The organism is Haliscomenobacter sp. (genome assembly GCF_033763495.1).
GTDB lineage: Bacteria > Bacteroidota > Bacteroidia > Chitinophagales > Saprospiraceae > Haliscomenobacter.
The window spans coordinates 16,568-43,143 of record NZ_JANRKL010000026.1 but is presented as its reverse complement, the minus strand read 5'-3'; the positions used below and the strand labels follow the sequence as shown (position 1 = coordinate 43,143).

27 protein-coding genes are annotated in these 26,576 nt (G+C 46.2%); 16 read left to right on the top strand and 11 right to left on the bottom strand.

Features of this window, described 5'->3' with window-relative positions:
• Positions 1-47 precede the first annotated feature (47 nt).
• The 4 genes from SFV55_RS02310 to pgeF all read left to right on the top strand — a co-directional run bounded on the left by SFV55_RS02310 (position 48) and on the right by pgeF (position 4,045).
• Positions 48-557 (top strand): OmpH family outer membrane protein, encoded by a 510-nt coding sequence (locus SFV55_RS02310; protein WP_320027837.1) that lies wholly within the window; start codon positions 48-50, stop codon positions 555-557.
• A gap of 167 nt (positions 558-724) precedes the next feature.
• A complete protein-coding gene (locus SFV55_RS02305) occupies positions 725-1,714 on the top strand; it encodes an SPASM domain-containing protein (RefSeq protein WP_320027836.1) in 990 nt (329 codons plus the stop codon).
• A gap of 535 nt (positions 1,715-2,249) precedes the next feature.
• Entirely contained in the window at positions 2,250-3,185 is a 936-nt protein-coding gene (locus SFV55_RS02300) for a tetratricopeptide repeat protein (RefSeq protein ID WP_320027835.1), read from the top strand.
• Between the two features lie 98 nt (positions 3,186-3,283).
• Positions 3,284-4,045, top strand: a complete 762-nt coding sequence (gene pgeF, locus SFV55_RS02295; protein WP_320027834.1) for a peptidoglycan editing factor PgeF — start codon at positions 3,284-3,286, stop codon at positions 4,043-4,045.
• A 63-nt stretch (positions 4,046-4,108) separates the two neighbouring features.
• On the opposite strand, the gene SFV55_RS02290 is transcribed toward pgeF, so the two are convergent.
• A complete protein-coding gene (locus SFV55_RS02290; RefSeq protein WP_320027833.1) occupies positions 4,109-4,420 on the bottom strand; it encodes a hypothetical protein in 312 nt (103 codons plus the stop codon).
• Positions 4,421-4,536: 116 nt separating this feature from the next.
• Between SFV55_RS02290 and SFV55_RS02285 the strand changes: the two genes are divergently transcribed.
• Both SFV55_RS02285 and SFV55_RS02280 read left to right on the top strand, forming a co-directional pair.
• Entirely contained in the window at positions 4,537-5,076 is a 540-nt protein-coding gene (locus tag SFV55_RS02285) for a hypothetical protein (protein ID WP_320027832.1), read from the top strand.
• 12 nt (positions 5,077-5,088) lie between these two features.
• Positions 5,089-5,541: a hypothetical protein gene (locus SFV55_RS02280; protein WP_320027831.1), complete on the top strand. Its 453-nt coding sequence runs from the start codon at positions 5,089-5,091 to the stop codon at positions 5,539-5,541.
• 3 nt (positions 5,542-5,544) lie between these two features.
• Here the strand turns inward: SFV55_RS02280 and SFV55_RS02275 are convergent, their stop codons facing one another.
• Together SFV55_RS02275 and SFV55_RS02270 are read right to left on the bottom strand one after the other, a co-directional pair.
• Entirely contained in the window at positions 5,545-5,895 is a 351-nt protein-coding gene (locus tag SFV55_RS02275; RefSeq protein WP_320027830.1) for a protein tyrosine phosphatase, read from the bottom strand.
• Positions 5,888-6,895 (bottom strand): hypothetical protein, encoded by a 1,008-nt coding sequence (locus SFV55_RS02270; protein ID WP_320027829.1) that lies wholly within the window; start codon positions 6,893-6,895, stop codon positions 5,888-5,890. Before SFV55_RS02270 ends, SFV55_RS02275 begins: the two co-directional genes overlap by 8 nt.
• 255 nt (positions 6,896-7,150) lie before the next feature.
• Here SFV55_RS02270 and SFV55_RS02265 point away from each other — a divergent pair, with 255 nt between their 5' ends.
• From SFV55_RS02265 to SFV55_RS02240, 6 genes are all read left to right on the top strand, one after another.
• Positions 7,151-8,398, top strand: coding sequence for an efflux RND transporter periplasmic adaptor subunit (locus SFV55_RS02265; RefSeq protein WP_320027828.1), 1,248 nt, complete (start codon positions 7,151-7,153; stop codon positions 8,396-8,398).
• A 4-nt stretch (positions 8,399-8,402) separates the two neighbouring features.
• On the top strand, positions 8,403-9,863 hold the full coding sequence (locus SFV55_RS02260) for a TolC family protein (protein WP_320027827.1): 1,461 nt from the start codon (positions 8,403-8,405) through the stop codon (positions 9,861-9,863).
• 2 nt (positions 9,864-9,865) lie between these two features.
• On the top strand, positions 9,866-10,528 hold the full coding sequence (locus tag SFV55_RS02255; RefSeq protein WP_320027826.1) for an ABC transporter ATP-binding protein: 663 nt from the start codon (positions 9,866-9,868) through the stop codon (positions 10,526-10,528).
• Positions 10,529-10,705: 177 nt separating this feature from the next.
• A complete protein-coding gene (locus tag SFV55_RS02250; RefSeq protein WP_320027825.1) occupies positions 10,706-11,947 on the top strand; it encodes an ABC transporter permease in 1,242 nt (413 codons plus the stop codon).
• Between the two features lie 56 nt (positions 11,948-12,003).
• Positions 12,004-13,161, top strand: a complete 1,158-nt coding sequence (locus SFV55_RS02245) for an ABC transporter permease (protein ID WP_320027824.1) — start codon at positions 12,004-12,006, stop codon at positions 13,159-13,161.
• Positions 13,162-13,454: 293 nt separating this feature from the next.
• On the top strand, positions 13,455-13,817 hold the full coding sequence (locus tag SFV55_RS02240) for a hypothetical protein (protein ID WP_320027823.1): 363 nt from the start codon (positions 13,455-13,457) through the stop codon (positions 13,815-13,817).
• A gap of 11 nt (positions 13,818-13,828) precedes the next feature.
• Here the strand turns inward: SFV55_RS02240 and SFV55_RS02235 are convergent, their stop codons facing one another.
• The 3 genes from SFV55_RS02235 to SFV55_RS02225 all read right to left on the bottom strand — a co-directional run bounded on the left by SFV55_RS02235 (position 13,829) and on the right by SFV55_RS02225 (position 16,857).
• On the bottom strand, positions 13,829-14,293 hold the full coding sequence (locus tag SFV55_RS02235; RefSeq protein ID WP_320027822.1) for a nucleoside 2-deoxyribosyltransferase domain-containing protein: 465 nt from the start codon (positions 14,291-14,293) through the stop codon (positions 13,829-13,831).
• Positions 14,294-14,317: 24 nt separating this feature from the next.
• A complete protein-coding gene (locus tag SFV55_RS02230) occupies positions 14,318-15,274 on the bottom strand; it encodes an ion channel (protein ID WP_320027821.1) in 957 nt (318 codons plus the stop codon).
• A 98-nt stretch (positions 15,275-15,372) separates the two neighbouring features.
• The gene (locus tag SFV55_RS02225) at positions 15,373-16,857 is read right to left on the bottom strand and encodes a Gfo/Idh/MocA family oxidoreductase (protein WP_320027820.1); all 1,485 of its coding nucleotides are present in this window, start codon (positions 16,855-16,857) and stop codon (positions 15,373-15,375) included.
• A 144-nt stretch (positions 16,858-17,001) separates the two neighbouring features.
• Here SFV55_RS02225 and SFV55_RS02220 point away from each other — a divergent pair, with 144 nt between their 5' ends.
• The 3 genes from SFV55_RS02220 to rpsU all read left to right on the top strand — a co-directional run bounded on the left by SFV55_RS02220 (position 17,002) and on the right by rpsU (position 19,785).
• Positions 17,002-18,528 carry a bifunctional GNAT family N-acetyltransferase/carbon-nitrogen hydrolase family protein gene (locus tag SFV55_RS02220; RefSeq protein ID WP_320027819.1) on the top strand — a complete coding sequence of 509 codons (1,527 nt, stop codon included), beginning with the start codon at positions 17,002-17,004 and terminating at the stop codon, positions 18,526-18,528.
• A 183-nt stretch (positions 18,529-18,711) separates the two neighbouring features.
• The gene (locus SFV55_RS02215) at positions 18,712-19,452 is read left to right on the top strand and encodes a TraR/DksA C4-type zinc finger protein (protein ID WP_320027818.1); all 741 of its coding nucleotides are present in this window, start codon (positions 18,712-18,714) and stop codon (positions 19,450-19,452) included.
• Positions 19,453-19,581: 129 nt separating this feature from the next.
• Complete coding sequence (rpsU, locus tag SFV55_RS02210) at positions 19,582-19,785, top strand: 30S ribosomal protein S21 (RefSeq protein ID WP_320027817.1); 204 nt, start codon at positions 19,582-19,584, stop codon at positions 19,783-19,785.
• Between the two features lie 256 nt (positions 19,786-20,041).
• Here rpsU and SFV55_RS02205 read toward each other — a convergent pair whose 3' ends face one another.
• The 5 genes from SFV55_RS02205 to SFV55_RS02185 form a co-directional block, all read right to left on the bottom strand.
• On the bottom strand, positions 20,042-20,395 hold the full coding sequence (locus SFV55_RS02205; protein WP_320027816.1) for a cyclophilin-like fold protein: 354 nt from the start codon (positions 20,393-20,395) through the stop codon (positions 20,042-20,044).
• Between the two features lie 141 nt (positions 20,396-20,536).
• Entirely contained in the window at positions 20,537-21,289 is a 753-nt protein-coding gene (locus SFV55_RS02200) for a hypothetical protein (RefSeq protein WP_320027815.1), read from the bottom strand.
• Positions 21,290-21,354: 65 nt separating this feature from the next.
• A complete protein-coding gene (locus SFV55_RS02195; protein WP_320027814.1) occupies positions 21,355-22,233 on the bottom strand; it encodes a helix-turn-helix transcriptional regulator in 879 nt (292 codons plus the stop codon).
• 61 nt (positions 22,234-22,294) lie between these two features.
• Positions 22,295-23,422 (bottom strand): T9SS type A sorting domain-containing protein, encoded by a 1,128-nt coding sequence (locus SFV55_RS02190; protein WP_320027813.1) that lies wholly within the window; start codon positions 23,420-23,422, stop codon positions 22,295-22,297.
• A gap of 114 nt (positions 23,423-23,536) precedes the next feature.
• The gene (locus SFV55_RS02185; protein ID WP_320027812.1) at positions 23,537-25,657 is read right to left on the bottom strand and encodes a carboxy terminal-processing peptidase; all 2,121 of its coding nucleotides are present in this window, start codon (positions 25,655-25,657) and stop codon (positions 23,537-23,539) included.
• A 228-nt stretch (positions 25,658-25,885) separates the two neighbouring features.
• Here SFV55_RS02185 and SFV55_RS02180 point away from each other — a divergent pair, with 228 nt between their 5' ends.
• Positions 25,886-26,245 carry a hypothetical protein gene (locus tag SFV55_RS02180; RefSeq protein ID WP_320027811.1) on the top strand — a complete coding sequence of 120 codons (360 nt, stop codon included), beginning with the start codon at positions 25,886-25,888 and terminating at the stop codon, positions 26,243-26,245.
• Positions 26,246-26,576: the final 331 nt, after the last annotated feature.

Here is a 26,576-nt window from a genome sequence, read left to right as displayed (position 1 = left end):
TACTCCGTCTAACTTTGCACCTTAAAATTTTGAAATCTGCTAAGGAAATGAAAAAAATCACATTGGCTCTTGTAGCATTGCTTGCCGTATTCGGTTCAGTTTCAGCTCAAAAGTATGGACACCTCAACTATGGCAATTTGCTGAATGCCATGCCTGCGGTTAAAGACGCAGATAAACAATTGGAGGATTTCCAAAAGGCATTGGTGGCGAAAGGCGAAGAAATGAGTACCAAACTCAAGGATGGGTACCTAGCCTTTTTGAAGGATCAACAATCTGGCAACTTTTCTCCGGCCAAACTCCAGGAAAGACAAGCCCAACTGGAAGCGGAGCAGACGGCCATTCAATCGTATGAAGAAGCGGTACGCAAACAAATTTCGGACAAGCGGGAGGCATTGTTAAAACCAATTTTGGATCGGGTCAACAAGGCAATTGAAGACACCGCCAAAGAAAAAGGCTTTGCCATGGTTTTTGACACCAGCTCCTTCAACGCCATTTTGTTTGCCAAAGACTCGGAAGACCTGTTTCCTGTAATCAAAACCAAACTGGGCATCCAGTAAGAGGGATTTGGGATTGCGGATTTCGGAGGGGCGTTGCATTTTGGATCAGAATGGATTCTGCCTTTTGCTTTTCCAAGCTTGAAAAACTTAAGGTTCATCATCCAATATAAAGCGCAACGCTGCACCGAAATCCGAAATCCGAAATCCAAAATCACACAATCCATTTTATGCTCAAAATTACCCCACGGAAAATTTGGAATGCAACAAAGGTGCTAAGTTCTTATTACTTGAGTCGCCTGCTCCAAAAACCAATTCAATGGGGTGTTCCTTTCAGCATTTCTATTGAGCCAACCACCGCTTGCAATTTGCGCTGTCCCGAGTGCCCTAGCGGCTTGCGGGCTTTTTCCCGACCAACGGGCAACTTGCGTTCCGATTTTTTTCGAAAAACCATCGACGAGCTCCATCGCGACCTTTCCATTTTGATCTTTTATTTCCAGGGTGAGCCTTACATCAATCCCGATTTTTTGAACATGGTGCAATACGCCTCCCAGCGCGGAATTTATACGATCACCTCCACCAATGGCCACTTTTTGAATGAAGAAAATGCCCGGAAGACCATTGAGTCCGGCCTGGATCGGTTAATTATTTCTGTAGATGGTAGCACCCAGGAAGTTTACGAACAGTACCGCAAAAGTGGCCACCTGGAGGTCGTGCTCCAGGGAGCTCGCAATGTGGTCAAATGGAAAAAGAAACTGAAGTCGAAAACGCCACACCTTATTTTTCAGTTTTTGGTGGTTCGGCCCAACGAACACCAAATTCCGGAAATTTACAAACTGGCCAAAGAAATAGGCATCGATGAGGTCCGGCTAAAAACGGCTCAGATTTACGATTACGCCCAGGGCAACCCACTTATCCCCGAGCAGGATCGTTACTCCCGCTACCGCAGGCAAGCCGATGGCAGCTACCGCATCAAAAACCAATTGCTCAATCACTGTTGGAAACTGTGGCACGCCTGTGTGATCACCTGGGATGGAATGGTGGTGCCTTGCTGTTTTGACAAAGACGCCCAATACCGCATGGGCAATTTGCAGGAGCAACCACTCCGGGAGCTTTGGCAACAACAACCTTATCGGGAATTTCGGCAACAACTCTTAAAAGGCCGGGATAAAATTGACATCTGTACGAATTGTACGGAGGGGTGTAAAATTTGGGGCTGATTACATTTATTTTTGCACCAAATTTTATTCCGCTATTTCCAGTAATACAAATCAAGAATAGCTACATTTATTTTTTCACCGCTTCCAACAATGTTTTTCTGTGTTTTTTTCAAAATCCCACTCGGTCATTTTTCTGTCATCGTTAAGTAAAGTTTAAAAAAATAAAAAGAAAAAGATTGTATTGTTTGCTGAAAGTAACGACCTTTATCCTCACGTCGCTGAAATAACTCAGCGATTTTCCTATTTGTGCAATTGAAGTGTAGCATCCTAAGGCTACTAGCGGGATTTTTCTTGAGACCACTAGATTTTTATTTGCTTTTGTTTTTTCTGAAGTGTGCAAACCCTGTCGCCTGTCGAAGCACTGCGATTGAGTAAGGACGTACTTTTGGATTTGACGAGAACACCTTTAACGCATTTTGAGCTTGTGCAGTTGGTGTAGTGCATTACCTTTTGTGTATGTGCCGCGTGATTTTTTAAGGGAAGCAATTGAACAGTAAGCAACCATATTTAAAAGAGGCTTTCAAAACTCAGCAAAATGTTATTCAAAATCATCCTGTCCGGTCATCTGGAGTTCGGATCCGACAGAACATTTGAGCTCGCACTCAATATGTTTTTGCAGCGCGCAGAAACGTATTACAAAAACGACATCCTGCTGAAACCCACCGAGGTGTTTATCTCGGAAAAAAGTATGCTCGACATCCCTCGTTGCATCATCAATTCTGCTGCCGAAAAATCCTGGCGCAATACCGTACACCTGTTAGATACCATTGCTCAATATGCCATTGCAGGCAATATTGGGGCCTGGAAACTGGACAATGGAGCCCTGGTTGAGCATGCTTTTATTGAACCCAAAGGTGATAAATCTGCGGTTCAGTCCTTTTTGCGTGGTCGTGAACTCCTGACCCAAGGGCAACAAAGTGAGGCCAAAGACGCATTGAGCAGCGCCATTGAAAAATACACCCGCAACGCTTTAGCTTACGAGCGCAGAGGGTACGTCAACTACAAACTGGGCAATGTCAGTGATGCCTTATACGATTTCACCAAGAGCATCGATATCTATCCGCATAGCCCCGATGCCTACATGGGTCGTGCCATCGTGAATTTACACCAAAAGAACTACGCTGCTGCTGCTGCTGATCTAGATATGGCCATTAGAACCTCAATTCCTCACCAACCCATCCACTGGCGGGCTCGCCGGATGAAAGGGGAGTGCCACGTGGAACTCAATGAGTTTGCCAAAGCGGAATTTGAGCTCAAACTGGTGACCAACAAAACCTTTAAAGCAGAAGATTCCAATGCAGCCTGGCAACCCACTGCTTTTTACAATTATGGCCGGGCACTTTATGGCATTGGCAAATACAAAGAAGCATTTCAGGCTGCCAATAAAGCGCGGACACTTTCGCAAGAACCTTCCGATGATTTGTTGCAGTTTGTCAGTGTTGCTGCCGAAAAAGCAGGCGTGAACAACTAATTAAACATTGGATTTTATAAACAGAAGGTTGTTTAGCCAAAGGCCCCCGGTCGTGGTTGAGCAACCTTCTGTTCGTAAGGCCTAATTTATATTGAACGATGTCGAATCCAGAGGGAAACTGCTACCTCCAGCCCAATGTTTTCAATTCCATTGCTGATCTGATTGCTGCGGAAAGTACCCGACACGGGGGGCTTAGCCAAGGAGCTTATGCTGCCTTGAATGTGGGAATTTCTACGGAGGATGATCCCGCAGTGGTAGCAGAAAATCGGCGCATTTTTTTCAATAGCCTGGGTCTTCAACCTGAGCAGGTGGCCAGTTCCTATCAGGTGCATGGCGATGCTGTGCTCAAAGTGGAGGCCCCAGGGCGCACGGACGGCTACGATGCCTTGATCACCCAGGTACCCAATGTTTTTTTGACGGTTACCATCGCCGATTGCACGCCCATCCTCATTGCCGACCCTTATACGCGGGCGGTGGCGGCCATTCATGCAGGCTGGCGGGGTACTGCTGCCGAAATCGTGCGCAAAACCCTCATCCGCATGCAGGAAGAGTACGGTACTGATCCGGCCCATTGTTATGCCTACATTGGCACCTGCATCGACGAATGTTCCTTTGAGGTCAATGCGGACGTAGCGGACCATTTTGCCACGGAGCACAAACGCTGGGACGAATCATTGCAGAAATTTTTTGTGGATTTAAAAGCGGCAAACCGGGCGCAGTTGTTGGCTGCCGGGGTTCCAGCCGTACAAATTGAAGTCTCACCTTACTCCACAGTGCTGCACAATGAACACTTTTTCTCTTATCGGAAGGAGAAAGGAGTTACAGGGAGGATGGCGAATTTGATTGGGTTTAAGGGGTGAAACTCCACATGATTTCTGGTTTTATTCTACTTAAAAAGAGCTGCATGAGCATGAATGATTCATTTATCCCAGCTTTCGCAACATAGTTTTGATTTCTTCAATTCCTGCTTCAATCCGGTCCAGCCTTTCCTTTAATTCCTGCATCGTACTTGGTGCTTCCTGGTAAATGTCATCGTGGGCTACACCATACTCTCTGATGAGCAGATCGACAATTCGTTGAAAGGTTTTATCATTGTGGCCATTGAGGGCAAGGCTAATCACAGGTTGGCTAATACCCAATTTTTCAGCCAACGTACCTTGGTCCAGAGGGATTTGTTTGAGTAGCACCCTAAGCCTTGCTTGTGGACTCGACAAGTCGCGTTTTTTTTCAGACATTTAAATTTTTATTTGTTTTATTTAAATAAAAAGAACTATATTTGTGGAACCAAATAAATTATTCCAAAGTTATTAAAATCAATTTCGGCGCTCTTCATTAAGCAAAAAATAAACTTATGAATACTGTCAAAACTAGGCCGCCAAAGCCTTCATCCCCATTGCCGTCTCCTGTTAAAAAATCAGAGCCTGCCTTTAAGAATTTGCTTTTGATGGGAATAGTCCTTACTTTTATCTTAGTTGCAGCCTTGAAGGTGAGTGATTATCTGGAATGGGATGGTGAAGGTAATCCTAAGCTAAGTGCCAAGCGACATAAGAAAATGGAAAAGTCGCTTAGACAGCTAGAAGATGCGGAGCAATATGCATTATTAGTGGAAACTCCTGGATATTATTATTGTTATAGTTGCCCTGATACTACTCATATTTTTCTCCATTTTGGGGAAGTATTCAAATACGGCTCAACTGTAAAAAAATTCAAAGGCAGGTACCGAAATAGCCTAATAGGCACAGGCATAGCCTATCAAACTCAGTTTACAGGAAATATTTTGGAATGTAAACGAATGGAATTGATCAGAATCTATGAATACCCATTATTGCCAGAAAATCTCAAGAGAACAGTGCCCTTAATACGGCCACCTGGAAACAAAATTGACCACTAAACAAATTTTGCAATGAAACTACAAAGAATGGAGTTTGGTGATTTCATCTTTTCGTCCATAACTTGGCAAGAAATATCGGATAAAATCAACGATCAAAATATTAATTTTATCCGACGAGCGCTGAATGAGAACCTGAAGCTCAATAACTACGGATTAGGAGTAAAAGAAATTGGCTATATTTTTGTAGTGGCATTACCTACCAGTAGTATACACGGCGAAACTCTCCGCTATTACAAAGCCAAACAAGAAGTCTTCATCCAAAAAAAACTCCCCTACGACCTCGTAGAAGCTTATAATGGCCCTCAAGTTTTATCCCTCATGGCTGCCACCTACCTGCAAAGTTTGGAGCAATTGGCCAAACGCAAGATTCCAGATTTTGACGGCGCACGCTTGGTCGCTGATGTGAAGGGTGTATTTGAGCAGCAAGGATGGTTGGTAAGAATGGAAGCGGTGGCGTCTGCGTGATTCTCATTTTCCCAGTAACCCCCGCTGATACACGTCTTCAAATTTATTCCGCAACAGTACAATCAAACCTTCATCCATAAAAGTATACTCATCGGGAATGTAGAGGCACACGATCTTTTTCTGCGCATAGTACTCCGGGAATTTCGCTCGGATAAAATTGCGATGGCTCTTTTCCATTACGACAATGGCATCCGCCCAGCCCAACAAGTCCTTGTCCAACACCCGATTTGCCAGCGGATGGGTACCTGCTGATTGCACTTCAAAACGAACGTCATCCCGGTAGATTTTTTCAGCGGTCGCGCTGCGCATCCGGTTGGCTGTGCAGATGAAGAGAATTTTGCGCCGTTCAGTCATGCAAGTCGGCTTTTACTTCGTTTAAAAAATACAAAACCAGTCTTCGTTTGCGCTTATCCTTCAACAGTTGTTTGAGCTTTTTATAATGCGCCCTAATGAAAAAAAGATCATTTCCAGTGCCCAAATTATAAGATAAAATTTGATTCTGGCTTAGTTTGGAGTGCTCGTAATCCCCTTTTAAAGCGTTGCTTGCCATATCCCATTGATACTCTATATTGGTAGAATCGTTGAGGATATACTCGCCATTTTCGCCAGATAGGTAATACACCATCTTCAAGGTTAGTGGCTTCGTATCCGCAATTGTTGATTCCAACCATTTGCTGCGGTACGCTGGAATCATCGATAAATTCCCATTTTGCAACTCGCTCAAAAGAGGCAATAACTTGCCATCCTCATACCGATAAAAATAATAGTCCCACCACCAGATGCCGGTCCCACTGGCAAAATTTTCCCTGTAATAAATTACCGTTTTACCTGCGTCATCCACGTAATGCTCTATCTCCAGGCCATAACGATGCTCAATATGATGTTTTGCTACACAGCGGGAGTTTTGGAAAAAATAGACTTCGGCCCCCCAACTTGCTCCTGGCCCAAAGCTTAAAGCGAATTCACCTTTTTGGAGATTAAAAATGAACGATTCAGCTGGGATTTTCCCTTTATGGAGCATTTCTTTCTGGTAGTTCAATTGGTATTTTTTTGCCAGACTTTCACTTATCCCACCTTCTTTTGCTTCCGTCAGTAAGCGGCTAAAGTCTTCTTTATTCCAGCTGACGGCCAAAGGCTGTATTCCATAAAAAATCGAATCTGAATAATGCCTCGCTTCCATCACCATCGGCCCAATCGGCAAACGCCCAACGCTATCCAAAAAACTTTCCAACTGCTTTTCTGTGTATACCATGGGCCGGACATTTTCATCAACTGGTGCTGCGTTTTGTTTGCAACCAGCAATGTAAAACACCCCAAAAAACAACACTATCAAATGAAATAAATATGGTCGCATGAATTTTAGTTTAACAAATTGAATAACGTAATTAGTTCGCTCAGATTACAACTCAGCAAATAAGCCCCGAAAGGGCGACATCCCCCAAAAACTGGGCATAGCCCGTTTTTTTCTCACCAATCCGCCAGTGCGCTTCTACACCCCAAAGTGCGAAATCGCACGTTTTTTAATTTTACACCTAAAATAATCAATTCATAATCAACAACTTAATTTTGGCACACCTTTGGCTTTTACACCTACAAAAGAGCCAAAAAAATGGATCGTGAACTCGCACCCGAAATCATCCGCAAACAACGCTTCAAAGGCTGGGGCATCGCCCTCCTAGCCATTCTTGTGCTAGGTGCAGCCTTTTTCCTACTCAGCAAAGTTCTGCGCACCAATGTCCGCGCATCCGAACTCCGGATAGCCGTAGCCGAAATGGGCAGTGTCGAAAACACCCTGACTGCCAGTGGAGAGGTCATTCCGGCTTTTGAACAAGTCCTCACCAGTCCCATTCGTGCCAGTGTCAAACAAGTGCTGCTGAGCCCTGGAGCATCGGTACGCCCTGGCCAGCAAATTTTGGTGCTCGACAAATCCTTGTCCCTCATCGAACTCGAAAAATTGAAAGACCAACTGGAACTCAAACGCAATGGGGTTGAAAAACTGAAATTCCAACTGGAAAAAGACGCCCTGGACGCCGAATTAGACAACCAGATCAAAGGCCTCAGCATTAACCGCCAGAAAGCCGAATTGGAAGACACCCGCCGCTTGTTCAAAGTAGGTGGCCGCACCCAGGAAGACGTTAGCCGTGCTGAAAATGCCCTGAAAATTTCAGAACTCGAAAAAGACAAACTTGAAAATCAAGTGCGCTATAACCGCCAGGCCAAAAACACCAACCTACGCGAATCCGAACTCCAGGTCCGCATCGAAGAAACGGGCATGAAAGAACTCCAGCACAAACTCAAAAGCGCCGACATGGTGGCCGACCGCCCGGGCGTCCTCACTTGGGTCAACGATAAGGTGGGCACCACCGTAAACGAAGGGGAGATGCTGGCCAAAATTGCCGATTTAAAAAGCTTCCGCGTGGAAGGTTCAGCATCCGATGCTTATGCAGAACAAGTACAAGTGGGTTTACCCGTGATCGTGCGTGTCAATGAAACCGACTTGCGTGGCATGATCACCCAAATCAAACCCGCGGTTGAAAATGATGTGGTGCAGTTTTCGGTACAACTCGACGACGCCCAAAACGCCATTTTGCGCCCGAGTATGAAAGTGGAAATTTTTGTAGTCACCAGCGATTCCAAACAATCCGTTCGAGTGGCCAATGGCCCGGCCTTCAATGGCAAAAAACGCCAAACGGTTTTTGTAATGGAAAATGGCATTGCCCGCCGCCGCGACATTGAAGTGGGGCTGTCCAACTTCGACTATGTAGAAATCAAAAACGGGATTCGCCCTGGCGAGCGGGTCATTGTCAGCGATTTGAGCCGTTTTGAACACCTCCGTGAAATCACCCTGAAACCTTAATACCATGCGAGTATCAATCACCCGACTGTTCTGGATTATCCTGGGGAGCATGGCCCATTGCTGGTCCGTCGCGCAAGTGCCTACGCGGGCCTTGCGCCTGGACGCAGCCGTTGAACTGGCGCGCGGCCAATCCATCTCAGCCAAACAGGCCGCTACTCAAAAAGAAACCGCTTATTGGCGCTGGCGCAGTTATCAGTCCGATTTCAAGCCCCAATTGAGTTTGAGTGGCTCTTTGCCCAGCTTCACCCGCTCCTTTTTGGAAGTGACACAACCAGACGGTGGCATTGCCTTTTTGCCCGTTTCCTACAACAATTCTTCGCTCAACCTCGAATTGAGCCAGAGAATTTCGCGCACTGGAGGGACCGTTTTTGTACAAAAGCAGCTCCAACGTTTTGACAATTTTATCCAAAGCAGCACCTTGTACAACGGGATTCCTTTTGCCATCGGCATCCAACAACCCCTCTCCAAGTTCAACGCCTGGAAATGGGACAAACAAACTGAACCGCTCCAATACAACGAGAGCCAACAGCAATACCTCGAAAACATGGAGCAAGTGGCCCTCGACGCCACGGTGTATTATTTCAATCTGCTGATTGCACAGGTGAATCTGCAAATAGCCCAAACGAATCTGAGTAGTAGCGATACCTTGTACAAAATTGCCAATCAGAAGCTGGCTTTGGGCAAAATTTCACAAAACGATATCCTGCAATTGCAACTCGGGGTATTGAATGCTCAAAAAGACCTGGCTACGGCAACCCAGGCGGCTGAGGTGGCCCAATTGCAACTCAAAACCCATCTCTCGTACCGTGGCGACGAAAAGCTGGAGCTGGAAGTACCTACCCCTGGTCCACTCTTCACCGTAGATGCAAGCAAAGCCAGCCAGGAAGCACTGAACAACCGAGCTGACGCTATTGCTTTCAAACGCCGCTTGCTCGAAGCCTCCCGCGAGTTGAACCGGGCTAAAAGCGACAATGGCTTCAATGCAACCCTAACCGCCGCTTTTGGCCTCAGCAACCGGGGCAATCAACCGCTCGATATTTACCAAAAGCCACAGGATCGGGAGTTCATCCAATTGGAGTTTTCCGTCCCGCTGATGGACTGGGGCCGCAGCCGCTCGCGTACGGCTACTGCCAAAGCCAATTTGCAACTGACCCAACAAAGTGTGGAGCAAGACCGCATGAGCTTTGAGCAAGAGGTATTCACCCAGGTTACCTTGATGGGGATGCTGCAACAGCAAGTAAGCCTCAATGCTCGCGCCGATCAAATTGCTGCGGAGCGTTTCAAAATTGCCCAGGATCGCTTTTTGCTCAGCGACCTCAGTATCACTGATTTGAGCATCGCCATCCAGGAGAAAGACCGCGCCAAACGCGATTACATTCTGGTCTTGCGCGATTATTGGCGAGCGTATTACACGCTGCGTTTGTTGACTTTGTATGATTTTGAACAAAATAAAAAAATCCAGTAACGATGATAAAGTTATCCGGCATCGAAAAAGTGTACCGCACCAGTTCCATTGAAACCCTGGCCCTGGACAACATCAATGTAGACATTCAAAAAGGGGAGTTTGTATCCATCATGGGCCCTTCAGGCTGCGGCAAAAGTACCCTGCTCAACATCATGGGTTTGCTCGACGAGCCCTCCAAAGGTGAAGTGATCATCAATGAGCGCCAACTAAAGGGATATAAGGACAAAGAATTGGCCCGCATCCGCAACCAGGAAATTGGCTTTATTTTCCAAAGTTTCCACCTCATCAACGACCTTTCGGTGTTAGATAATGTGGAAATCCCCTTGCTGTACCGCCCTGGAAGCGGGAGCAATCGCCGGGAACTTGCCAAAGAAGCTCTAGAAAAAGTGGGACTCAGCAACCGGATGAAACATTTCCCAACCCAACTTTCCGGGGGGCAAAAACAACGCGTCGCCATTGCGCGCGCCATTGTGGGACGCCCTTCCCTCATCCTGGCCGATGAACCTACCGGAAACCTGGACAGCAACATGGGCAACGAAATCCTGAACATCCTGCTTCAGCTCAACCAGGAAGGCAGCACCATCATCATGGTCACCCACGACGAAAACATGGCCAAACGCACCAATCGCCTGATCCGCCTCTTCGACGGCCGCCAGGTCTCTTAATTGTTGGTTCCAGTGTTCCAGGTTCCAAAGTTCCAGGGTTAGCCGTGAACCCTGGAACTTTGGAACCTGGAACACTGGAACCCTTCCCGTACGATTTCAGCCAACCCATGGATTTATCCGTGGGAGGCCACCATAAAGAACCAACCCATGCCTTTAGTCGTGGGAAAAAGCAAGATCATGCTAAGCAACTATATAAAAATCGCCTGGAAGGTTCTCCTCCGCAATCCCTTCTACACCTTCATCAGCCTCTTCGGCATCAGCTTTACCTTGCTGATCCTATTGGTGTTGAGTGCGTTTTTGGATCACCTATTCGGCAGTCATTACCCCGAATTACAACGCCATCGAACTTTGTATGTAACGACGGGCACCATGCGCGACTCTGCCCGCACTTTTAGCACGAAAGGGCCTTTGTCCTACAAATTTTTGAAAAAAAACCTAAGTTCACTGACCACTGCCGAAGACTACGGCATCAGTTCGGTGTTCAGTTCTGTGAATACCTATGTAGGCAACAAACGGATCAAAATGATGGTAAAATATGCCGATCCAGGGTTTTGGCGGGTAACAGATTTTAAACTTCTAGAGGGAAAAATTTTCACCCAAGCTGAAATTGATCAAGGTGCCCAGGTTGCAGTAATTACCCAAAAAATACGCGATGAGTATTTTGGCATCCAGGAGTCGGTAATCGGCAAACCCATTTCGTTTAATGGATCAACTTATCGAATTATTGGCATGGTTAAGGGCAGCCCAATTACGCACCCTTATACCTATGCTGATGTGATACTGCCTTACAACTGCCCCAAAAGTGAATACGATGCAGAGTCTATCAACGGCAGTTATACCGGGATCATTCGGGCGAAAAAGGCTGGGGACTTCCCCGCTATCCAAAAAGAATTCGATCAATTGACCCAACGGAGAAGCTTTCCTTTTGACGAAGATGGTATGAAAGTCAGCTATTTGGAGGCAAAAGCATGGCCTTTTTTAACGGGATTTGTCTACGAGCTTTTTTCAAGCGACCGAAACGAAATATTTTTTTCGATTGTAATGCTGTTCATGTTGTTGTTCATGGCTTTGCCGGCCATCAACCTCATCAACCTCAATGTAAGCCGGATTCTCGAACGCGCTTCTGAAATCAGTATCCGTAAAGCTTTTGGAGCACCTTCCAAAACCATTCTTTGGCAGTTATTGGTCGAGCACCTCTTTGTCACCCTCATCGGGGCCTTTATCGCTTTAGTGTTGGCGCAGATTGTGCTTGGTATTTTTAATCAGAGCGGGCTCATCCCACATTCTGATTTGAGTGTCAATTACAAGGTTTTTGGCATAGCTCTTTTACTGACACTGGTTTTTGGTGTAATGTCGGGGTTGATTCCAGCGTGGCGCATGTCCAAACTCAAGCCAGCTGAAGCACTCAAAGGAGCATAAACCATGTGGCTTGTTTAAACATTCCTTTCATTCTTTCATCCCTTCAAGCAAAAGCAATGGTTCAGCATTTTTTTAAACTGATTTGGAATAAAAAACGCAGCAATGCCCTGTTAATCATAGAGGTAATGGTCGCCTTTCTAATTCTTTTCGGGGTAATGAGCCTGTTGACTTATCATTACCAAAACAACGCCCGCCCCCTGGGGTTTGAATACGAGCAAGTCTGGGCTTTGAACATCAACTCACAGCAGGACACCAGCAAGGTTGGTGAAAAACTCAAAAGCATTTACCAACGCATCCGATCCTACCCGGAGGTGGAAATGGCCAGCCGTACCAATGGCAACACCCCCTTTGCCAATAACCATTCCAACCGCAATGTCAAATACAAAAACGTAAATATCCAGGGGGACATCTACAGTACCGACGAGCACTACGCCAAAGCCTTGGGGATTGAAATAGCCGAGGGCCGTTGGTACACGCGGGCTGACAAAGGAGCCAAACACACTCCAGCGGTAATCAACCAGATTGCCAAAGAAAAAATGTTTGGCAAGGACAATCCCCTCGGGAAAATCATTCAACTGGAAGGTGACGAACGTTGGAAAATTGTGGGCATCGTGGAAAACTTCAAACAGCGCGGCGATTATCAGGCCAATACGCCAGTTTTTTTCAACCTGAGCGATTGGGACATGAGTTCTGTGCTGGTCAAGGTGAAGCCAGGAGTAGATGCCAATTTTGAGGCCAAACTCATGCTCGAAATTGGGAACATGCAGCCAGACTGGGTATTTGAATTGTCCTACCTCAAAACGCTGCGCAAGACCATGAACCAGCAGACCTCCATTCCTTCCCTCATTTTCAGCATTGTGTGTGGGTTCTTTTTGCTCAATGTGGCTTTGGGGCTTTTTGGGGTACTCACCCTCAACATCGCCAAACGAAGAAGTGAGATTGGTTTGCGCCGCGCTCTCGGGGCACCTGCACCCGCCATCACGGTGCATTTTGTGGGAGAAATGTTGGTGATTGCTACGCTGGGCGTTTTGATTGGCCTGATTCTGGCCGTACAATTTCCGTTGCTCAATGTATTCGATCTGGAGGCCAGTGTTTATGTGATAGGCATGCTGCTTGCCACTTTGACCATTTATTTGTTGGTAACGCTATGTGCCTTATATCCGAGTATTCAGGCGGCACGGATACAGCCGGCTACAGCGTTGCACGAAGAATAGATTCCAAACTGTTCTTCAGCCCGAATTTTTCAGAAAAACTAAAGCGACACAATTTTAAGCACAAAGGACACAAAGGCAGCACAAGGGACACAAAGGCGAGACGTTGACAAAGTGATGCATTTAGTATTAGCCCTCTTTGTGGGCAGAAAACCTTGTCAACGTCATATCTTTGTGTCCTTTGTGCTGCCTTTGTGTCCTTTGTGCTCATTTTTTTGTTTGTGATACTTATTTGACAATTTGGGATGGCTGATGTTTCCTATTTTTTTTCCGATCTTGCCCCCAAAAATAATCCAATGGAAACAACCCAAACTCAACTCTACGACGCCCTTGGTGAACTCATTTATGCCCTCGCAAAAGTAGATGGCCTGGTTGACGAAACCGAAATCAGCAAATTGGAAGAAGTGCTGCGTAGCCATCCCTGGTCCAGTGAAATCAAGTGGTCGTTTGATTACGAAAACCGCAAAGCGAATAGTGTGGACGAAGCTTATTCCAAAGCCATGCAAACCTGCAAGGATTTTGGTCCTTCTCCCGAGTATACTTTTGTGATTGAGGTACTCCAGGCCGTGGCCGAGGCCAGTGAGGGCACCAGTGTACAAGAGTCGGGGATGATTGCGCGGTTTCAACAGGAGTTGACGGATCATTTTCAGAGGCAGTAAAATCGAGCTTTTTACTTTGCTAAACTATTTTTGAGGAAGGCCAGCAAGTCATCAAAGGTATCAACCTGCCGTATCCCATAGCGTTCACAAACAATATCCACATTCCCTTTGCGCCAAAACCCTTCTTCGCAACAGACTACCAGGTTGTCCTGACGGGCATGAAGGCCAAGTTCCAACAGGGTAATTGGCGCTTTGGAATCTGCGGTAATGTATACCACGATCAAATCGGCCAGTTCCAGGCCATCCAGTTCCCAGCTTACTTGTTCGTGGAAAAGCGGATTGGACTTGACGGGCTCCCAGCTACTATCCCAATCCGGGCGGCGGGGATTCAGAAAAATGAGGTCTAAATCAGCACAGGCATCACATAAACGGGTTTGCCAGTCAACGGCTTGCCCATTATCAATGGAACCGGAGAGGAATATTTTGGGCAAAGAACTTGCCGGGATGGAATGTGGGGAATAGATGATTTGAGACATGTGAGTTTTTTAAGCAACTATTTCTCAGGCCACTTCCTTTGGAACGGGCAACAATTCTATGTCATCGATCAAATCCAATTGCAGGACACTGTGTCCATCTTCTTCGTGATACATGGGTTTGAACTTCCCATTGCATACCAGATCGGCATAAACATAAGAGGTTTTGCTGTGTACATTTTGCGAAAAGGTTTCGTCAAAACCGCTGATGAGGATGACGAACTCGGGCTGCATTTTTTCCAAGGCCGCCCCCATTTTTCCATACAAGGGACTGTTTTCATCAATCGGATGTACAATGGTCCAGTTCAATGGAAACAAATTCACTTTATCCCGATCGAGCGGAAGTGCCAAAAATTTGCGGGTAAAATGCCCATTGTGTTCCTCCAACCAGGCCATGGTGACTTTGGCTTCCAGGTTGATGATGCTGTTGTTGCGCAGGTTGGCGATGCGAAACATGAAAGCATATCCTTCCCGAAAGGGGCTAATCACTGCTTTTTTACTGAATAAAATCCGGCCCTTAGGACGAGAAAACCGTGCGAACAATAAACCCGTGGCCAGGGCAAAAGTCATCAAACCCAACAATGCTTCCAGGGAAGCCAGGGTGCTGGCCCAAAATCCGTGAGGACTAATGTGTCCATAACCAACGGTGGTCAGGGTTTGAGCGCTAAAAAAATACAAATCAGCAAACTTGACCATTTCTGATTCTTCTGCCACCCCATTGAATTCTTTTGGCCCAATCCAGTAAAAAAGTCCCGCAAAAACAAAATTGGCTGAAATGTAAAAGAGCAGCACCAGGATAATGAACTTGCCCCAGGACATTTCCACCAGACTTTGGTACGGATTCCAGGTCCAAAGTCCCTTGCGCACCACATTAAAGCTCCCATCCTGGTTCAGGAGACGGTCGCCAGGAGTGGTGAGTTTGTTGCCAAAACCAAGATCGTTTTCCTCGGGGCGGTTGTTTCTCCGCCCACCAAAACCGGACATGCGCATAGGTAAGTGAAAAATGAAAAGTGAAAAATGAAAAACTAAAAGTGAAAACCATTGCTTTCCACTTTTAGTTTTTTACTTTTCACTTTGACATATTATGCAATTGACCAACCGTTGCGATACTCCCGACCAACGAATTGGTTGGCATCTTCAAAGTTGGTGATTTTCATGGAAGTTCCATCCCACAACAATTTCTGCCGGCCATAGAAACTCATGCTGTTGTTGGCAGCCTGTTTGCGCAGGTTGTAGCTGCGGATGGCCAGGTTACCCATCAACACCGTTTCGGTGAGCGGACCAGAGTAGTCAAAGGAGGAAGTCAACGCCAGGTGTTCCTTGCTTCCAAAACCAGCTTTACAAGCTTCCGTCCAGGAGCGTTGGTGGCCGTATTCGGGTACCGTTGGAGTTCCAGGAGCTGGTGGAGTAACCGGTGGCATTTCCAGTTTGGTGCCATTTTTAAGGTATACTTTGGGCACCAGACCGTAGGTTCCACAAGTCATTACCCCTTTGGTGCCGACCATAATCACCCCGTTGGAGCTATCGTTGTCGCCAATTGGGTCGCTGGCTGGAATCAAATCCGGGTGGAAAGCGCGAATCCCGCCATCGGTCCAAATCATGGTCACCGGTGAAGCATTGCGCTTGGTCGCCGGGAATTTGATTTGCACATGTGAGGAAGGTGGACAACCTTCAGGAATGTATTCGGGCGTCCAGTCTTTTAGGAAAACCTGGCCTACGCTACATTCTACTTCAGTTGGATAGCCCAGACCCAAAACGCGGAAAGCGGGATCGATCAGGTGGCAACCCATGTCACCGAGCGCTCCCGTACCAAAGTTCCACCAGCCCCGCCACTTGAAGGGGTGGTACAGTGGGTGGTAATCCACATAATTGGCTGGTCCGATGAACAGGTCCCAGTTCTCTTTGCTCATGCTTTCGGGCAAGGCAGGTTTTTCGGTAGGCACGGGGATACCTTGTGGCCATACCGGGCGGTTGGTCCAAATGTATACGGTATGTACTTTTCCCACCAAACCCTTGTCCAACCAGGCCATCATTTGTTTTTGGGTAGGGTTAGAGGCCCCCTGATTACCCATTTGTGACACCACCTTGTATTTGCGGGCTGCTTCGGTCAACATCCGGGCTTCCTTGATGTTGTGCGTCAGCGGCTTTTGCACATACACGTGTTTGCCCAATTGCATGGCCGCCATGGCCGCTGCTGCGTGGGTATGGTCAGGGGTAGAAATGGTCACTGCATCGATGTCGTTTTTCATTTCCGACAACATCACGCGAAAGTCAGCGTACTTTTTAGCCGTTGGAAACTTGTCTATGCTGGCTTTTGCGCGGCCAAAATCCACATCGCACAATGCCACTACGTTGTTGGCACCGTTGCCCCAGGCATTGGCAATGTCGGAAGCACCTTTGCCACCAGCACCGATTGCGGCAATATTGAGTTTATCACTAGGCGGGATGAAGCCACGCCCCAGCACATGCCGAGGTACAATGGTAAGGCCACCCAGCGCTAAGGCAGCATTTTTGACAAACTTACGTCGAGATGCACTCGATGTAGTGTTTTGTTTGTTCTTGCTCATGATCAGGTATTGATTAATCGATGGTCTAAATCGAAGTTCAAAAGAATTGGCTGAATTTATGGAATTAAAACAGAAAGGCCAAAGCAAAGCGGCTGTTTAAATTGTCGCTTTGTTAGCTTACCTTTGTATTCGAATTTCATATGTATGAAAATAGAATTGCGTAACCTCCAGTATGAAGATTACTTCATGCAAAAAGATGCCATGATCGAAGCGTATGCGGGCATTGGAGGGGATTATTGGCATGAAAAAGACATTCAAACCCTTTTACGCATTTTCCCCGAAGGACAGTTGTGTGTTTTGGTAGACGGGAAAGTGGTGGCCTCCGCTCTGTCCATCATCGTCAATTACCGCAAATACGGCGACAGCCATAGCTTTGAGGAAATCACCGGGGCTTATACCTTTTCTACTCACGACCCCAATGGAGACGTGTTGTACGGTATTGAAATGTTTGTGCACCCCGATTACCGGGGCTTACGCCTGGGGCGTCGCTTGTACGATGCGCGTAAGGAGCTGTGCGAAAACCTGAATCTGCGGGCCATCATCGCAGGAGGCCGGATTCCGAATTTTAAAAACTTTTCCGACAGTCTCACTCCTCGGGAGTACATTGAAAAAGTCAAACTGAAGGACATTTACGACCCAACCTTGACTTTTCAAATGTCCAATGGTTTTCACGTCAAAAAAATCCTCAAGAATTATTTACCCGGCGATACCGAATCAAAGGAGTTTGCGACCCTGTTGGAGTGGAACAATATTTATTACGTAGAAAACCAACAAGTGCAACTCATCAACGTACCCAAACAGGTGGTCCGCCTGGGTTTGGTACAATGGCAAATGCGTTTGTTTGACAACTTTGAAGCGCTGGTAGAGCAGGTGGAATTTTTTGTTGATGCCATCAGTGACTATAAGTCGGACTTTATTCTTTTCCCGGCTATGTTCAACGCTCCCTTGATGGCGGACTACAACCACATGGGCGAGGCCAAAGCAGTGCGGGAATTGGCTAAACACACTGAGCCCATGCTCAACAAGTTTGTTGAAATGGCCATGGCTTACAATACCAACATCATCACAGGCAGTATGCCCATTGTGGAAAATGGCTCTTTGCTCAATGTGAGTTACATCTGCCGGCGTGATGGTACCTGGGAGAGTTGTTACAAAATCCACCCGGTCCCCTCCGAGGAGTCTGCCTGGGGGATGGTTGGTGCCAGCAAAATCAAAGTCTTTGATACGGATGCCGGGAGAATCGGAATTTTGATTGACTACGATGTCTGTTTCCCTGAATTGGCCCGTTGGTTTACCAAATATGGTGGCGTGCAAATCATTTTTGTGCCTTTCCTGACCGAAACCCAAAACAGTTACAATCGCATCCGCATCTGCGCCCAGTCGCGGGCCATTGAAAACGAATGTTATGTAGCCATTGCAGGGTGTGTGGGTAATTTACCGAAGGTCAACAACATGGATATCCAGTTTGCCCAATCTGCAATATTTACGCCATCCGATTTTTCTTTCCCCAGCAATGGCATTCGGGCCGAGGCAACCCCCAATACCGAAATGACTGTGATTGCGGATGTTGATCTGGAGTTATTGAAGGAATTGCATGAATTCGGCAGTGTGCAAGTCTTTAAAAATCAACGCAAAGACTTGTACGAGGTGCGGTTCAAAAATAAACCCTGACCGCGACCCAAATATTTTTTCACGCCGATCAAACTAAAAAATGATTCGTGACGTTTCCTAATGGTTCTAAAATCCGGTGCCCAAAACCCGGCGCGAGGCCAAAATATAATTTTTGGTAATTCCCTTATTTTGTGGCATTAAATTTTATATTTGCGCTTTATTTTGATAAGTAAAATTCCCATTATGGAGAATGAAGTAGTAAGGTATTCAGATGCTGAGTTGGATGAATTCAAAGTGCTGATTGAGACCAAACTGGAGCGTGCAAGTACCCATCTGAGCGGGCTTCAAGAACAAATTCTTGAAATTACCGAAAATACCAGCGACGAACACGGAGGCGACTGGGTAGACGATAGCAGCATCAACAACGATGTTGAGATGCTCAACAATATGGCTATTCGCCAGCGGATGTACATCCAGGACCTGGAGAATGCCCTGGTGCGGATCAAAAATAAGACCTACGGCATTTGTAGCATCACAGGTCAGTTGATCGATAAGCGTCGTTTGTTGGCGGTGCCTACCACTACCAAAAGTTTGGCCGCAAAAGTAGCTGAACAAGTACCTGCGCCGGAAAAGAAAGAACGGGTTGAAATTGAAAAACCAGTGGTGGAGAAAAAACCAGTGGAAAAGAAACCCGTCGAAAAACGCATCACCACTACGATTATTCGCAAATCATCTTCAGCAGGTAAGAAAAAGTCGGTTGACATAGAGGACCTGGAAGACGAAGACGATGAACTGGGTATTGGCAAAGACATGTTCTTTGACGATGATCAGGACATTCTATACGGTGCGGTTTCTGACCTGGAAGATGATCTGGAAGATACTTCCTCTAGCGGCACCGACGACGACGATGATGACCTCCTTGGTGGTATTGGTATGGGTGGAGCTGACGATGGTAGCGACGACGACGACGGTGATGACTATTAATCTGGGACCCGGATTAAAAAAATTATACCCAGTTCGTTGCTAATTCTTTATTGTTTTTTTACCTTTGCATTCCCAAATTGGGAGTAAGCAATAATTTTCTGTCAGAACCATCAAATATCATCATTCATTATGCTGATCATCGAAATCAAAGATGGCGAAAGCATCGACAAGGCGCTCAAACGCTACAAGCGGAAATTTCAAAATGCTGGAGTAATCAAAGAATTGCGCAGACGTAAAGAATTCGTGAAACCATCCGTTAAGCGTAGAGGCGAAGTGTTGAAGGCTGTTTACCGCGAGAAAATGCTCGACGAGCAAGAAAATACGCCAAACTAAGTTCTACCGAATTCTTTTCGGCAGACAGCCGATTGCTATACACGCCAAGTAGTGGGAATCATCTCACAAAAAAGCAGTACCAATCATCCATGTGTTGATTGGTACTGCTTTTTTTGTGGTAGTTGGGATAGTTAGCGCTGAAATTGAAAGCAAATTCAGCGGTAAGTGTATTTTAAAATAGGGTTAGCGCTGAATTTGCCTTCAAAATCAGCGCTAAGTAGCAAATAAAGACTTAGGAAAAGATTCGTTTAATACCTTACTCCAACTCAAAACTAACCTTTACATTTCCTACACCCAAAGCCGCAGCAAGACCTGAAGCATCGTCAATCCGTCCAATTTTGGTGTAAGTATAAGCTGTTGAAAAAGACTCGTAGAAAAGCACCAAGGTACTCGAGCCGTAAAGCATCAAATCCCCTGTATGGATCGTCCCGGGGTTGGATGCATTTGCAGGTAAGTTGCTGGGTAAACGAACATATTTTTCGTTGCCATTCAACTCGATCATTTCCAGGGTCATCGGCAGCATCTTTTTTAGGGCAGTTGCCGTAGCATTGTCCAAAAGTGTCGCGCTGAAGGTTTTTGCGCCAACCACGATTTTTAGTTTGTTTTGCATGTCAACCTTGGTGTTTTGGATTGTTGTTTCCTCCGTAATTGGGTTAACCTCTTTTGAACAGAATGATGTGCTGAGGATAAAAATTGCCAGCAATACAAATGTCATACAAGCGTGTTTCATGGGTTGTTTTTTTACTGTTATTTAATGCCTCCCTTTCTGAAAGGAATAACTCAGTACCAGGTTCCATAAAAAGTCCTTACTTCCAGGAATTTTCGTTTGGATGACCTTGTTTAAGGTAGACCTTAGGGTAATAGGTAGTTTGCTCATTTTCAAGCTGAAGGTTGAAGTAAAGTAAAAGCCTTCGGGCCCATACGCCTTTAGGTAATAAACTTGTGGTGTTAAGCTCAGCAATAAATTCTTGGCCAGGCTGATGTCGCTAAAAGTGGTGTTGAGCCCAATAAAATGCAGCGCCTGGGTGGTACCAATGTCAAAACCACGGCCATGCAAGTAGTACAGCCCCACACTTGTATGTTTGGCAATCGAATAGGTTGGCGACAGTTCCCCCACCAAATAGCGTTCGGTAATGATCGACTCACCAATTGGAGGCAAAAACTTGCTTCTGAAGTTCAATCCGAGGTGCGTTCCTGCGCCCAGCTGAAATTTAGGGCTGGATAACAATTTGTACCGAAGCCAGTACAATTGGTACCAGGGTTTACCCTCCAGAGAAAAAGTAAACTCAGGATCAAAACTGAACCTGCCTTTTTGCCAAGACATATTGAATATCGCGGCTGGCTTCTCCAACGAAAAGCTGGGAATCAGGGAAATGCCATTGTTGGTTACCCCTATGGAGCCTGATAAAACGCTGCTGTGTATAGTACTGTCCTGTGTCTGTGCAAAGGAGCTGGAAGCCAAACCCAGGAAACAAAAAAGCAGAATTGAACTATTGGTTTTCATGTGCACAAAAATACCACGACAGGTACTTTTGCATCTAATGAGAATCAAACCAATCCTTAAGCTTTTCAAACCATTTCTGCCCGAATGGAAGAAGGGTTTCTCCCGGTTACCCGTTTGAAATAATTGTTGAAGTAACTGGGATATTCAAAACCCAGGGCATAGGCAATTTCGGCAATGGTCCAGTCGGTGTGCAGCAACAAGGCCTTGGCTTCGGTAACGATGCGGGCGGAAATGTGCTTGGAGGTAGATTTGCCGGTGATCTCTTTTACCGAACGGTTGAGGTGATTGACATGTACCGCCAAACCATTGGCAAAATCTTGTGGCGTTTTTAGGTATAGGGGTTTGTCTACACTTTCAATAGGGAACTGCCGTTCCAATAGCTCCAAAAAAACCTGGGTGATTCTGGACGCCGCGTTTTGGTGTTGGTAGTAATTTTCGGAGGGCTGTAACTTTAAAGCTTCATGAAGAATCAAATGGATGTAATTGCGCATTAGATCGGCTTTGTGCACATAATCAGACTGTTGTTCTTCAATCATCTTTTGAAAAATCACATTTAAAAAGGCTCGTTGTTCGGTGCTGATGTTTAAAACAGGTGTACCCCCAACCTTAAACAGGGGCGACTGTTGCAGGCTTTCGGCGCGTTCCGACAGGTTGAAGAACTCTTCGGAAAAGAGACAGGTGTAGCCCACATACTTTGTGGAGATGGTTTGCCAGGAGTAGGGGATATGTGGGTTGCCAAAAAACAAAACCGTGCCCTCGGTTTCAAAACTCCGGTCGGCGTAGTGAATGATGCTCTGGCCAGTGGTCAGGCAAATTTTATAAAAATCCTTTCGGCTGTAAATGCGGGTCGCATTGCCGTCACTTTCGATTTGGAAGACATTAAAGCCTTTTAACTTTAGTTCATTGTTGAAGGTGGAAATGGAGCGTGTGGTTTTGTTTTGCATGGGGTGAAGTTAAGGAAATCAAATGAGGTGATTTTATGCAGCAATTCGTTTTTCAATGTTATTACGGCCTTATCACCATCAACCTTTTCGTACTCAACGTCCGCCCTCGTTCATCTTTCAAACTATACAAATAAGCCCCTTTTTTGAGCTGTGAAATGTCCACCAGCTCGGCATAATTCCCGGTGATGGTGTACATTTTGCTCCACTCCTCCTGACCAATGATGTTGAAGATCGATAACTTGTAGGTACCGGGAGGCAGGTTAAAAAACTCAAAACGTACGCTGGCAATGGCCGGGTTGGGCGACACGTAGATATCGGGGCGTACACTGGCAATGTTTTGTACGGTACTTTCTCGTTCCCGGGGTTTGAACTCTATTTTAAGGATCTTTTTTTCATTGCTACTCATCCAGACCCTTGCTACGGGTTCTTTGGAGTTGCTGGCATAAAAGTGGTAGGAAATTTTCTTTTGGGTACGCAGGAGTTCTTTGTCCTTGACCGATTTGGTCACCTCCTGCCAGCGTCTGCGGCCTACTTTTACTTCGAGGCGCATCTCAATGATTTCGATGCGGCGTTCGCGGATCACATCAAAAATTCCACCCGGTACAATCATTCGTCCGTAACTGTCCACATCGTATTGGCGGTCGTAACTCACGCGTAGTCGCAAGGAATCGGGGCTGACGGGTAGTTTTTTGCGAAACCAGCTCGGGATTTCATCCTCACCCAAGGTCAGTACCAGGTTGCCGTCCGCCTGAAATGCATCACCATACCGCAAATTATAACGGCGCTCCACCAGTCCTGGGCTATAGCGCAACACCGATTTGCGGCTCAAATTCAGCGGGTCAGGCCCAACTGCGCCCAACAAGAGCAGATCATTGCCCTGGGTGCGGTAGTAGCCTTCGGTATGTTCATCAACAGGAGCTGTAAACTCGGCGTTTTTGAACAAAGTGGCAGCTGAACCTTTGGAAGCGGGTTTCCACACTGCACTCCGAATGTATGGCGCCTCCAGCATGGCAAAATCCCAACGCTGATTGCGGCCTGAGTTGATGTTTTTGATGTAAGTGGGAAGATTGTCTACAGCAGTCAAAAGGGTATCCCCCGCCCTGGGCATCAATGATGTAGGAACAAAAATTTGGGCTTGGATAAAATGCCAGCTTAAACAGCTAAACAGGCATAAGAGCAGGTGCTGCATGCGTTTTCGGGTTGTAGACAAGGCAAAGGTAGGAAAAAAGTTGAGGAGTTGAGAAGTTGAGAAGTTTGGCTGCCGCGAGCGACACTGAACTTCTCAACTCCTCAACTTCTTCATCTACTTCTGCGCAATCATGTCATGCATAATGCGCAGGGTTTCCCGAATGTAGATGTCTTTAGAGACTCCTTCCATGAAGTCTTTATTGCGGGCAAGAGTCTTTTCATTGTCTGGGCTGGCTTTCATTTTTTGCTCATCAACCGTGATGTTGCGCACACCCTTGTTGATCACTTCTTTGAAAGCATTGCGGAAATCGCCAGCCATTTTTTCTTCAGCGGCTTCATCCTTGCGGAACTGGTCAATGTTGAGCATTACCGAAGAATTTTTGCGCTCTGCCTCGATGTACTTGGCCTGGCTCAACACTTTTTGAAAACCTGGATCTTGTTCGATCCGCGCCATGCTGCGGCGTTTGATTTCTTCCAGGTTTTTGATTTTGTAGGCATTTTGGCTGTAAGAAACCGGAGCAATCTCAGTCCAGTTGAGCGGATAATCTTCTTCACGCTCCCCTACAGGCAGGTAGTGATAGGTATCCGGTAGTACAATATCAGGTGTAACTCCCCGCAACTGAGTGGAGCCACCATTGATGCGGTAGAACTTCTGCAGGGTAATTTTGATGTCGCCCAATGGTTTGTATTCATCATAACCACTGATGGCCTGATCCAGGCTGAACACCCGTTGAACGGTGCCTTTACCGTAGGTTGACTTGCTACCTACGATTATGGCGCGGCCATAATCTTGCAGGGCAGCTGCCAGGATTTCGGAAGCTGAAGCCGAGAACGAGTTGACCATGATCACCAATGGGCCACCGTATTGTACGGCAGGGTTACGGTCGTAATTGACTTCCGCTTGGGCAGTGCGACTCTTAACCTGTACAATGGGGCCACTTTCGATGAAAAAGCCCGACATTTTCACCACATCGTTCAAGGAACCACCCCCGTTGTTGCGCAGGTCGATGATGACACCACTGACGTTTTCATTTTTGAGTTTTTCCAGTTCTTTCGCTACATCGGGTGCGCAAAAACGCCCGTCAGCGCGCTGGAAGTCGGCATAAAACTTGGGCAGGTAGACGTAGCCGATTTTTTCCTCTGGGCTTGCTCCGTCCAGAATCAAAGACTTCACATAACTTTCCTCAAATTCCACCACATCGCGAATGATGTTGATTTCCTTGGTGCTACCGTCTACCTTTTTGACCAGCAGACGCACCTTGGTGCCTTTTTTGCCCCGAATATGGGATACAACCTCGGTGCTTAACATCCCGGTGAAATCTACCCATTCCCCATTGTCACCCTGAGCAGCTTTGAGGATGAGGTCATTTTCTTGAAGCTCTTTTCCTTTCCAGGCTGGACCACCTACTACTACTTCCGATACTTTGGTGTAATCCCCTACATTTTGCAGGCGAGCACCAATACCTTCCAGGCGACCAGAGATGTTCAAGTCGAAATCCTGTTTGTCGGCAGGTTCAAGGAAATCAGTGTGCGGGTCATAAAGGTGGGTGAAACTATTGAGGTACATGCTCAAACGATCCGAACGTTTGGTTTTGGTTAAACGATTGAACCAGTCATCATAACTTTTTAACAGTGCCTTACGAGCTTCTGCTTCGATGGCTTCGGGCGTGCTGGGAGCTGCTTCTTCACCCGATTTTGCCGATTTCAACCCTTCTTCCTTATCCATCATGCGGGCCAGCGTCTCGTATTTGAGCATCTTGCGCCACATTTCTTTTAACTCGTTATTATTTTTGGCGAAAGCCCGCTTTTCGGGATCCGTTTCGTAGGTCTCACTGACGTTGAAGTCAAAGGGCTGAGCCAGGATTTCGCGGTAAAAGCCTTGGGTTTTTTGTAAGGCAGACTCCGTCATACTCACAGAAAGGTCAAAAAACTCAGAACTTCCACTATTGATGGCATCATCCAGCTTCAGGCGATAAGCCTCCAGTTTTTTGGTGTCTTCCTGGGTCAGGAAGCGTTTGCCGGGATCCAGCGATTCCAAATACAGGGTGTAAAATTTTTCAGAGAAGTTATCGTCCATGGTCTTGGGATCGAAATGCAGCTCATTCAAAAACGATACGAGCAACTTCATCAATACCGCGTCTTTTTCGGCACTCTCTGCTGCTTTACGTGGGTAGAATGCTACCAGTAGAAAACCGGCTACTACCACTGACAAAAAAATTGGTCCTCTAAACTTCATGATCATCGCTTTAAACGATTGAAAATATGTTTTTTTAACGAATTGATTCTGCTCCATGGGCTTTGATCCAAACATTTAACGAATTAATAACAACTTTACCAAGTACTCAACTAAATTAACGCAATATTTTATTCCTTAGTTGAAAAATAAATTTTCAATAGTTTCAAAATAAATTGAAAGTCTGATTTATTTCAATTATTTTTGCAGTAAATTAATACTGAATAAACTATGGTATCCCGTCTACGCATGAAACTCGACCTGTTGGTACAGGGTGTTTTTCTGACTGCATTTGGGTTGTTCTCTTCGCTGGAACTCTGGCGAACAACTGCCATTGTTGCACTCCTTATTCTTGGCTTCATCCAAATCATCAGTGCAGCACAGTTGTGGTTGTGGCACCATTACCGCCCGGCCAGAGTGTATCTGTGGCTTTTTTTGGGCGCAGCCGCAGTGTTGCCCCTTGGCTTGCATTTTTTTGATTCATTGGCCTGGTTGTGTTTGGTAGCCATGGGCATTGCTTACTTTTCTCACACCATATACATGGCGCTTGTAGTACTGCGCAGGCCCCGTTCTTTTTGGGATATCACCTAAAAAACTTGTCAGGCATCCTTATGCTTTTGCTATCGGGAATTATAGCTTTACTTTTACAACTCCAAAAAAATAAAGTTTCCTACCAAAAGCAGTAAAAATCCATCCAAAAACCTAAAAAAAGACCTCGGTTTCAGTACCTGCCCTATATTTGTATCATCACAATGAAGTTGTGGTGCTGACAATAGACACGAAACATCAGCAAGGCTCAATTAGCAGCTGATTCATATAAGATATTCTTGGCAACTTGCACACGCGAGTGTGTATTGTCAAGGGTTTTGGGAATAGGAAGTTTGGTTGCCCCACTTCAGGCCGGTGAGACGGTTCTAAAGTG

Excerpts from the sequence above, each read along its gene's own strand:
- SFV55_RS02310 (WP_320027837.1), top strand. The coding sequence starts at position 48 with ATGAAAAAAATCACATTGGCTCTTGTAGCATTGCTTGCCGTATTCGGT.
- SFV55_RS02305 (WP_320027836.1), top strand. The coding sequence starts at position 725 with ATGCTCAAAATTACCCCACGGAAAATTTGGAATGCAACAAAGGTGCTA.
- SFV55_RS02300 (WP_320027835.1), top strand. The coding sequence starts at position 2,250 with ATGTTATTCAAAATCATCCTGTCCGGTCATCTGGAGTTCGGATCCGAC.
- pgeF (WP_320027834.1), top strand. The coding sequence starts at position 3,284 with ATGTCGAATCCAGAGGGAAACTGCTACCTCCAGCCCAATGTTTTCAAT.
- SFV55_RS02290 (WP_320027833.1), bottom strand. The coding sequence starts at position 4,420 with ATGTCTGAAAAAAAACGCGACTTGTCGAGTCCACAAGCAAGGCTTAGG.
- SFV55_RS02285 (WP_320027832.1), top strand. The coding sequence starts at position 4,537 with ATGAATACTGTCAAAACTAGGCCGCCAAAGCCTTCATCCCCATTGCCG.
- SFV55_RS02280 (WP_320027831.1), top strand. The coding sequence starts at position 5,089 with ATGAAACTACAAAGAATGGAGTTTGGTGATTTCATCTTTTCGTCCATA.
- SFV55_RS02275 (WP_320027830.1), bottom strand. The coding sequence starts at position 5,895 with ATGACTGAACGGCGCAAAATTCTCTTCATCTGCACAGCCAACCGGATG.
- SFV55_RS02270 (WP_320027829.1), bottom strand. The coding sequence starts at position 6,895 with ATGCGACCATATTTATTTCATTTGATAGTGTTGTTTTTTGGGGTGTTT.
- SFV55_RS02265 (WP_320027828.1), top strand. The coding sequence starts at position 7,151 with ATGGATCGTGAACTCGCACCCGAAATCATCCGCAAACAACGCTTCAAA.
- SFV55_RS02260 (WP_320027827.1), top strand. The coding sequence starts at position 8,403 with ATGCGAGTATCAATCACCCGACTGTTCTGGATTATCCTGGGGAGCATG.
- SFV55_RS02255 (WP_320027826.1), top strand. The coding sequence starts at position 9,866 with ATGATAAAGTTATCCGGCATCGAAAAAGTGTACCGCACCAGTTCCATT.
- SFV55_RS02250 (WP_320027825.1), top strand. The coding sequence starts at position 10,706 with ATGCTAAGCAACTATATAAAAATCGCCTGGAAGGTTCTCCTCCGCAAT.
- SFV55_RS02245 (WP_320027824.1), top strand. The coding sequence starts at position 12,004 with ATGGTTCAGCATTTTTTTAAACTGATTTGGAATAAAAAACGCAGCAAT.
- SFV55_RS02240 (WP_320027823.1), top strand. The coding sequence starts at position 13,455 with ATGGAAACAACCCAAACTCAACTCTACGACGCCCTTGGTGAACTCATT.
- SFV55_RS02235 (WP_320027822.1), bottom strand. The coding sequence starts at position 14,293 with ATGTCTCAAATCATCTATTCCCCACATTCCATCCCGGCAAGTTCTTTG.
- SFV55_RS02230 (WP_320027821.1), bottom strand. The coding sequence starts at position 15,274 with ATGTCCGGTTTTGGTGGGCGGAGAAACAACCGCCCCGAGGAAAACGAT.
- SFV55_RS02225 (WP_320027820.1), bottom strand. The coding sequence starts at position 16,857 with ATGAGCAAGAACAAACAAAACACTACATCGAGTGCATCTCGACGTAAG.
- SFV55_RS02220 (WP_320027819.1), top strand. The coding sequence starts at position 17,002 with ATGAAAATAGAATTGCGTAACCTCCAGTATGAAGATTACTTCATGCAA.
- SFV55_RS02215 (WP_320027818.1), top strand. The coding sequence starts at position 18,712 with ATGGAGAATGAAGTAGTAAGGTATTCAGATGCTGAGTTGGATGAATTC.
- rpsU (WP_320027817.1), top strand. The coding sequence starts at position 19,582 with ATGCTGATCATCGAAATCAAAGATGGCGAAAGCATCGACAAGGCGCTC.
- SFV55_RS02205 (WP_320027816.1), bottom strand. The coding sequence starts at position 20,395 with ATGCAAAACAAACTAAAAATCGTGGTTGGCGCAAAAACCTTCAGCGCG.
- SFV55_RS02200 (WP_320027815.1), bottom strand. The coding sequence starts at position 21,289 with ATGAAAACCAATAGTTCAATTCTGCTTTTTTGTTTCCTGGGTTTGGCT.
- SFV55_RS02195 (WP_320027814.1), bottom strand. The coding sequence starts at position 22,233 with ATGCAAAACAAAACCACACGCTCCATTTCCACCTTCAACAATGAACTA.
- SFV55_RS02190 (WP_320027813.1), bottom strand. The coding sequence starts at position 23,422 with ATGCAGCACCTGCTCTTATGCCTGTTTAGCTGTTTAAGCTGGCATTTT.
- SFV55_RS02185 (WP_320027812.1), bottom strand. The coding sequence starts at position 25,657 with ATGAAGTTTAGAGGACCAATTTTTTTGTCAGTGGTAGTAGCCGGTTTT.
- SFV55_RS02180 (WP_320027811.1), top strand. The coding sequence starts at position 25,886 with ATGGTATCCCGTCTACGCATGAAACTCGACCTGTTGGTACAGGGTGTT.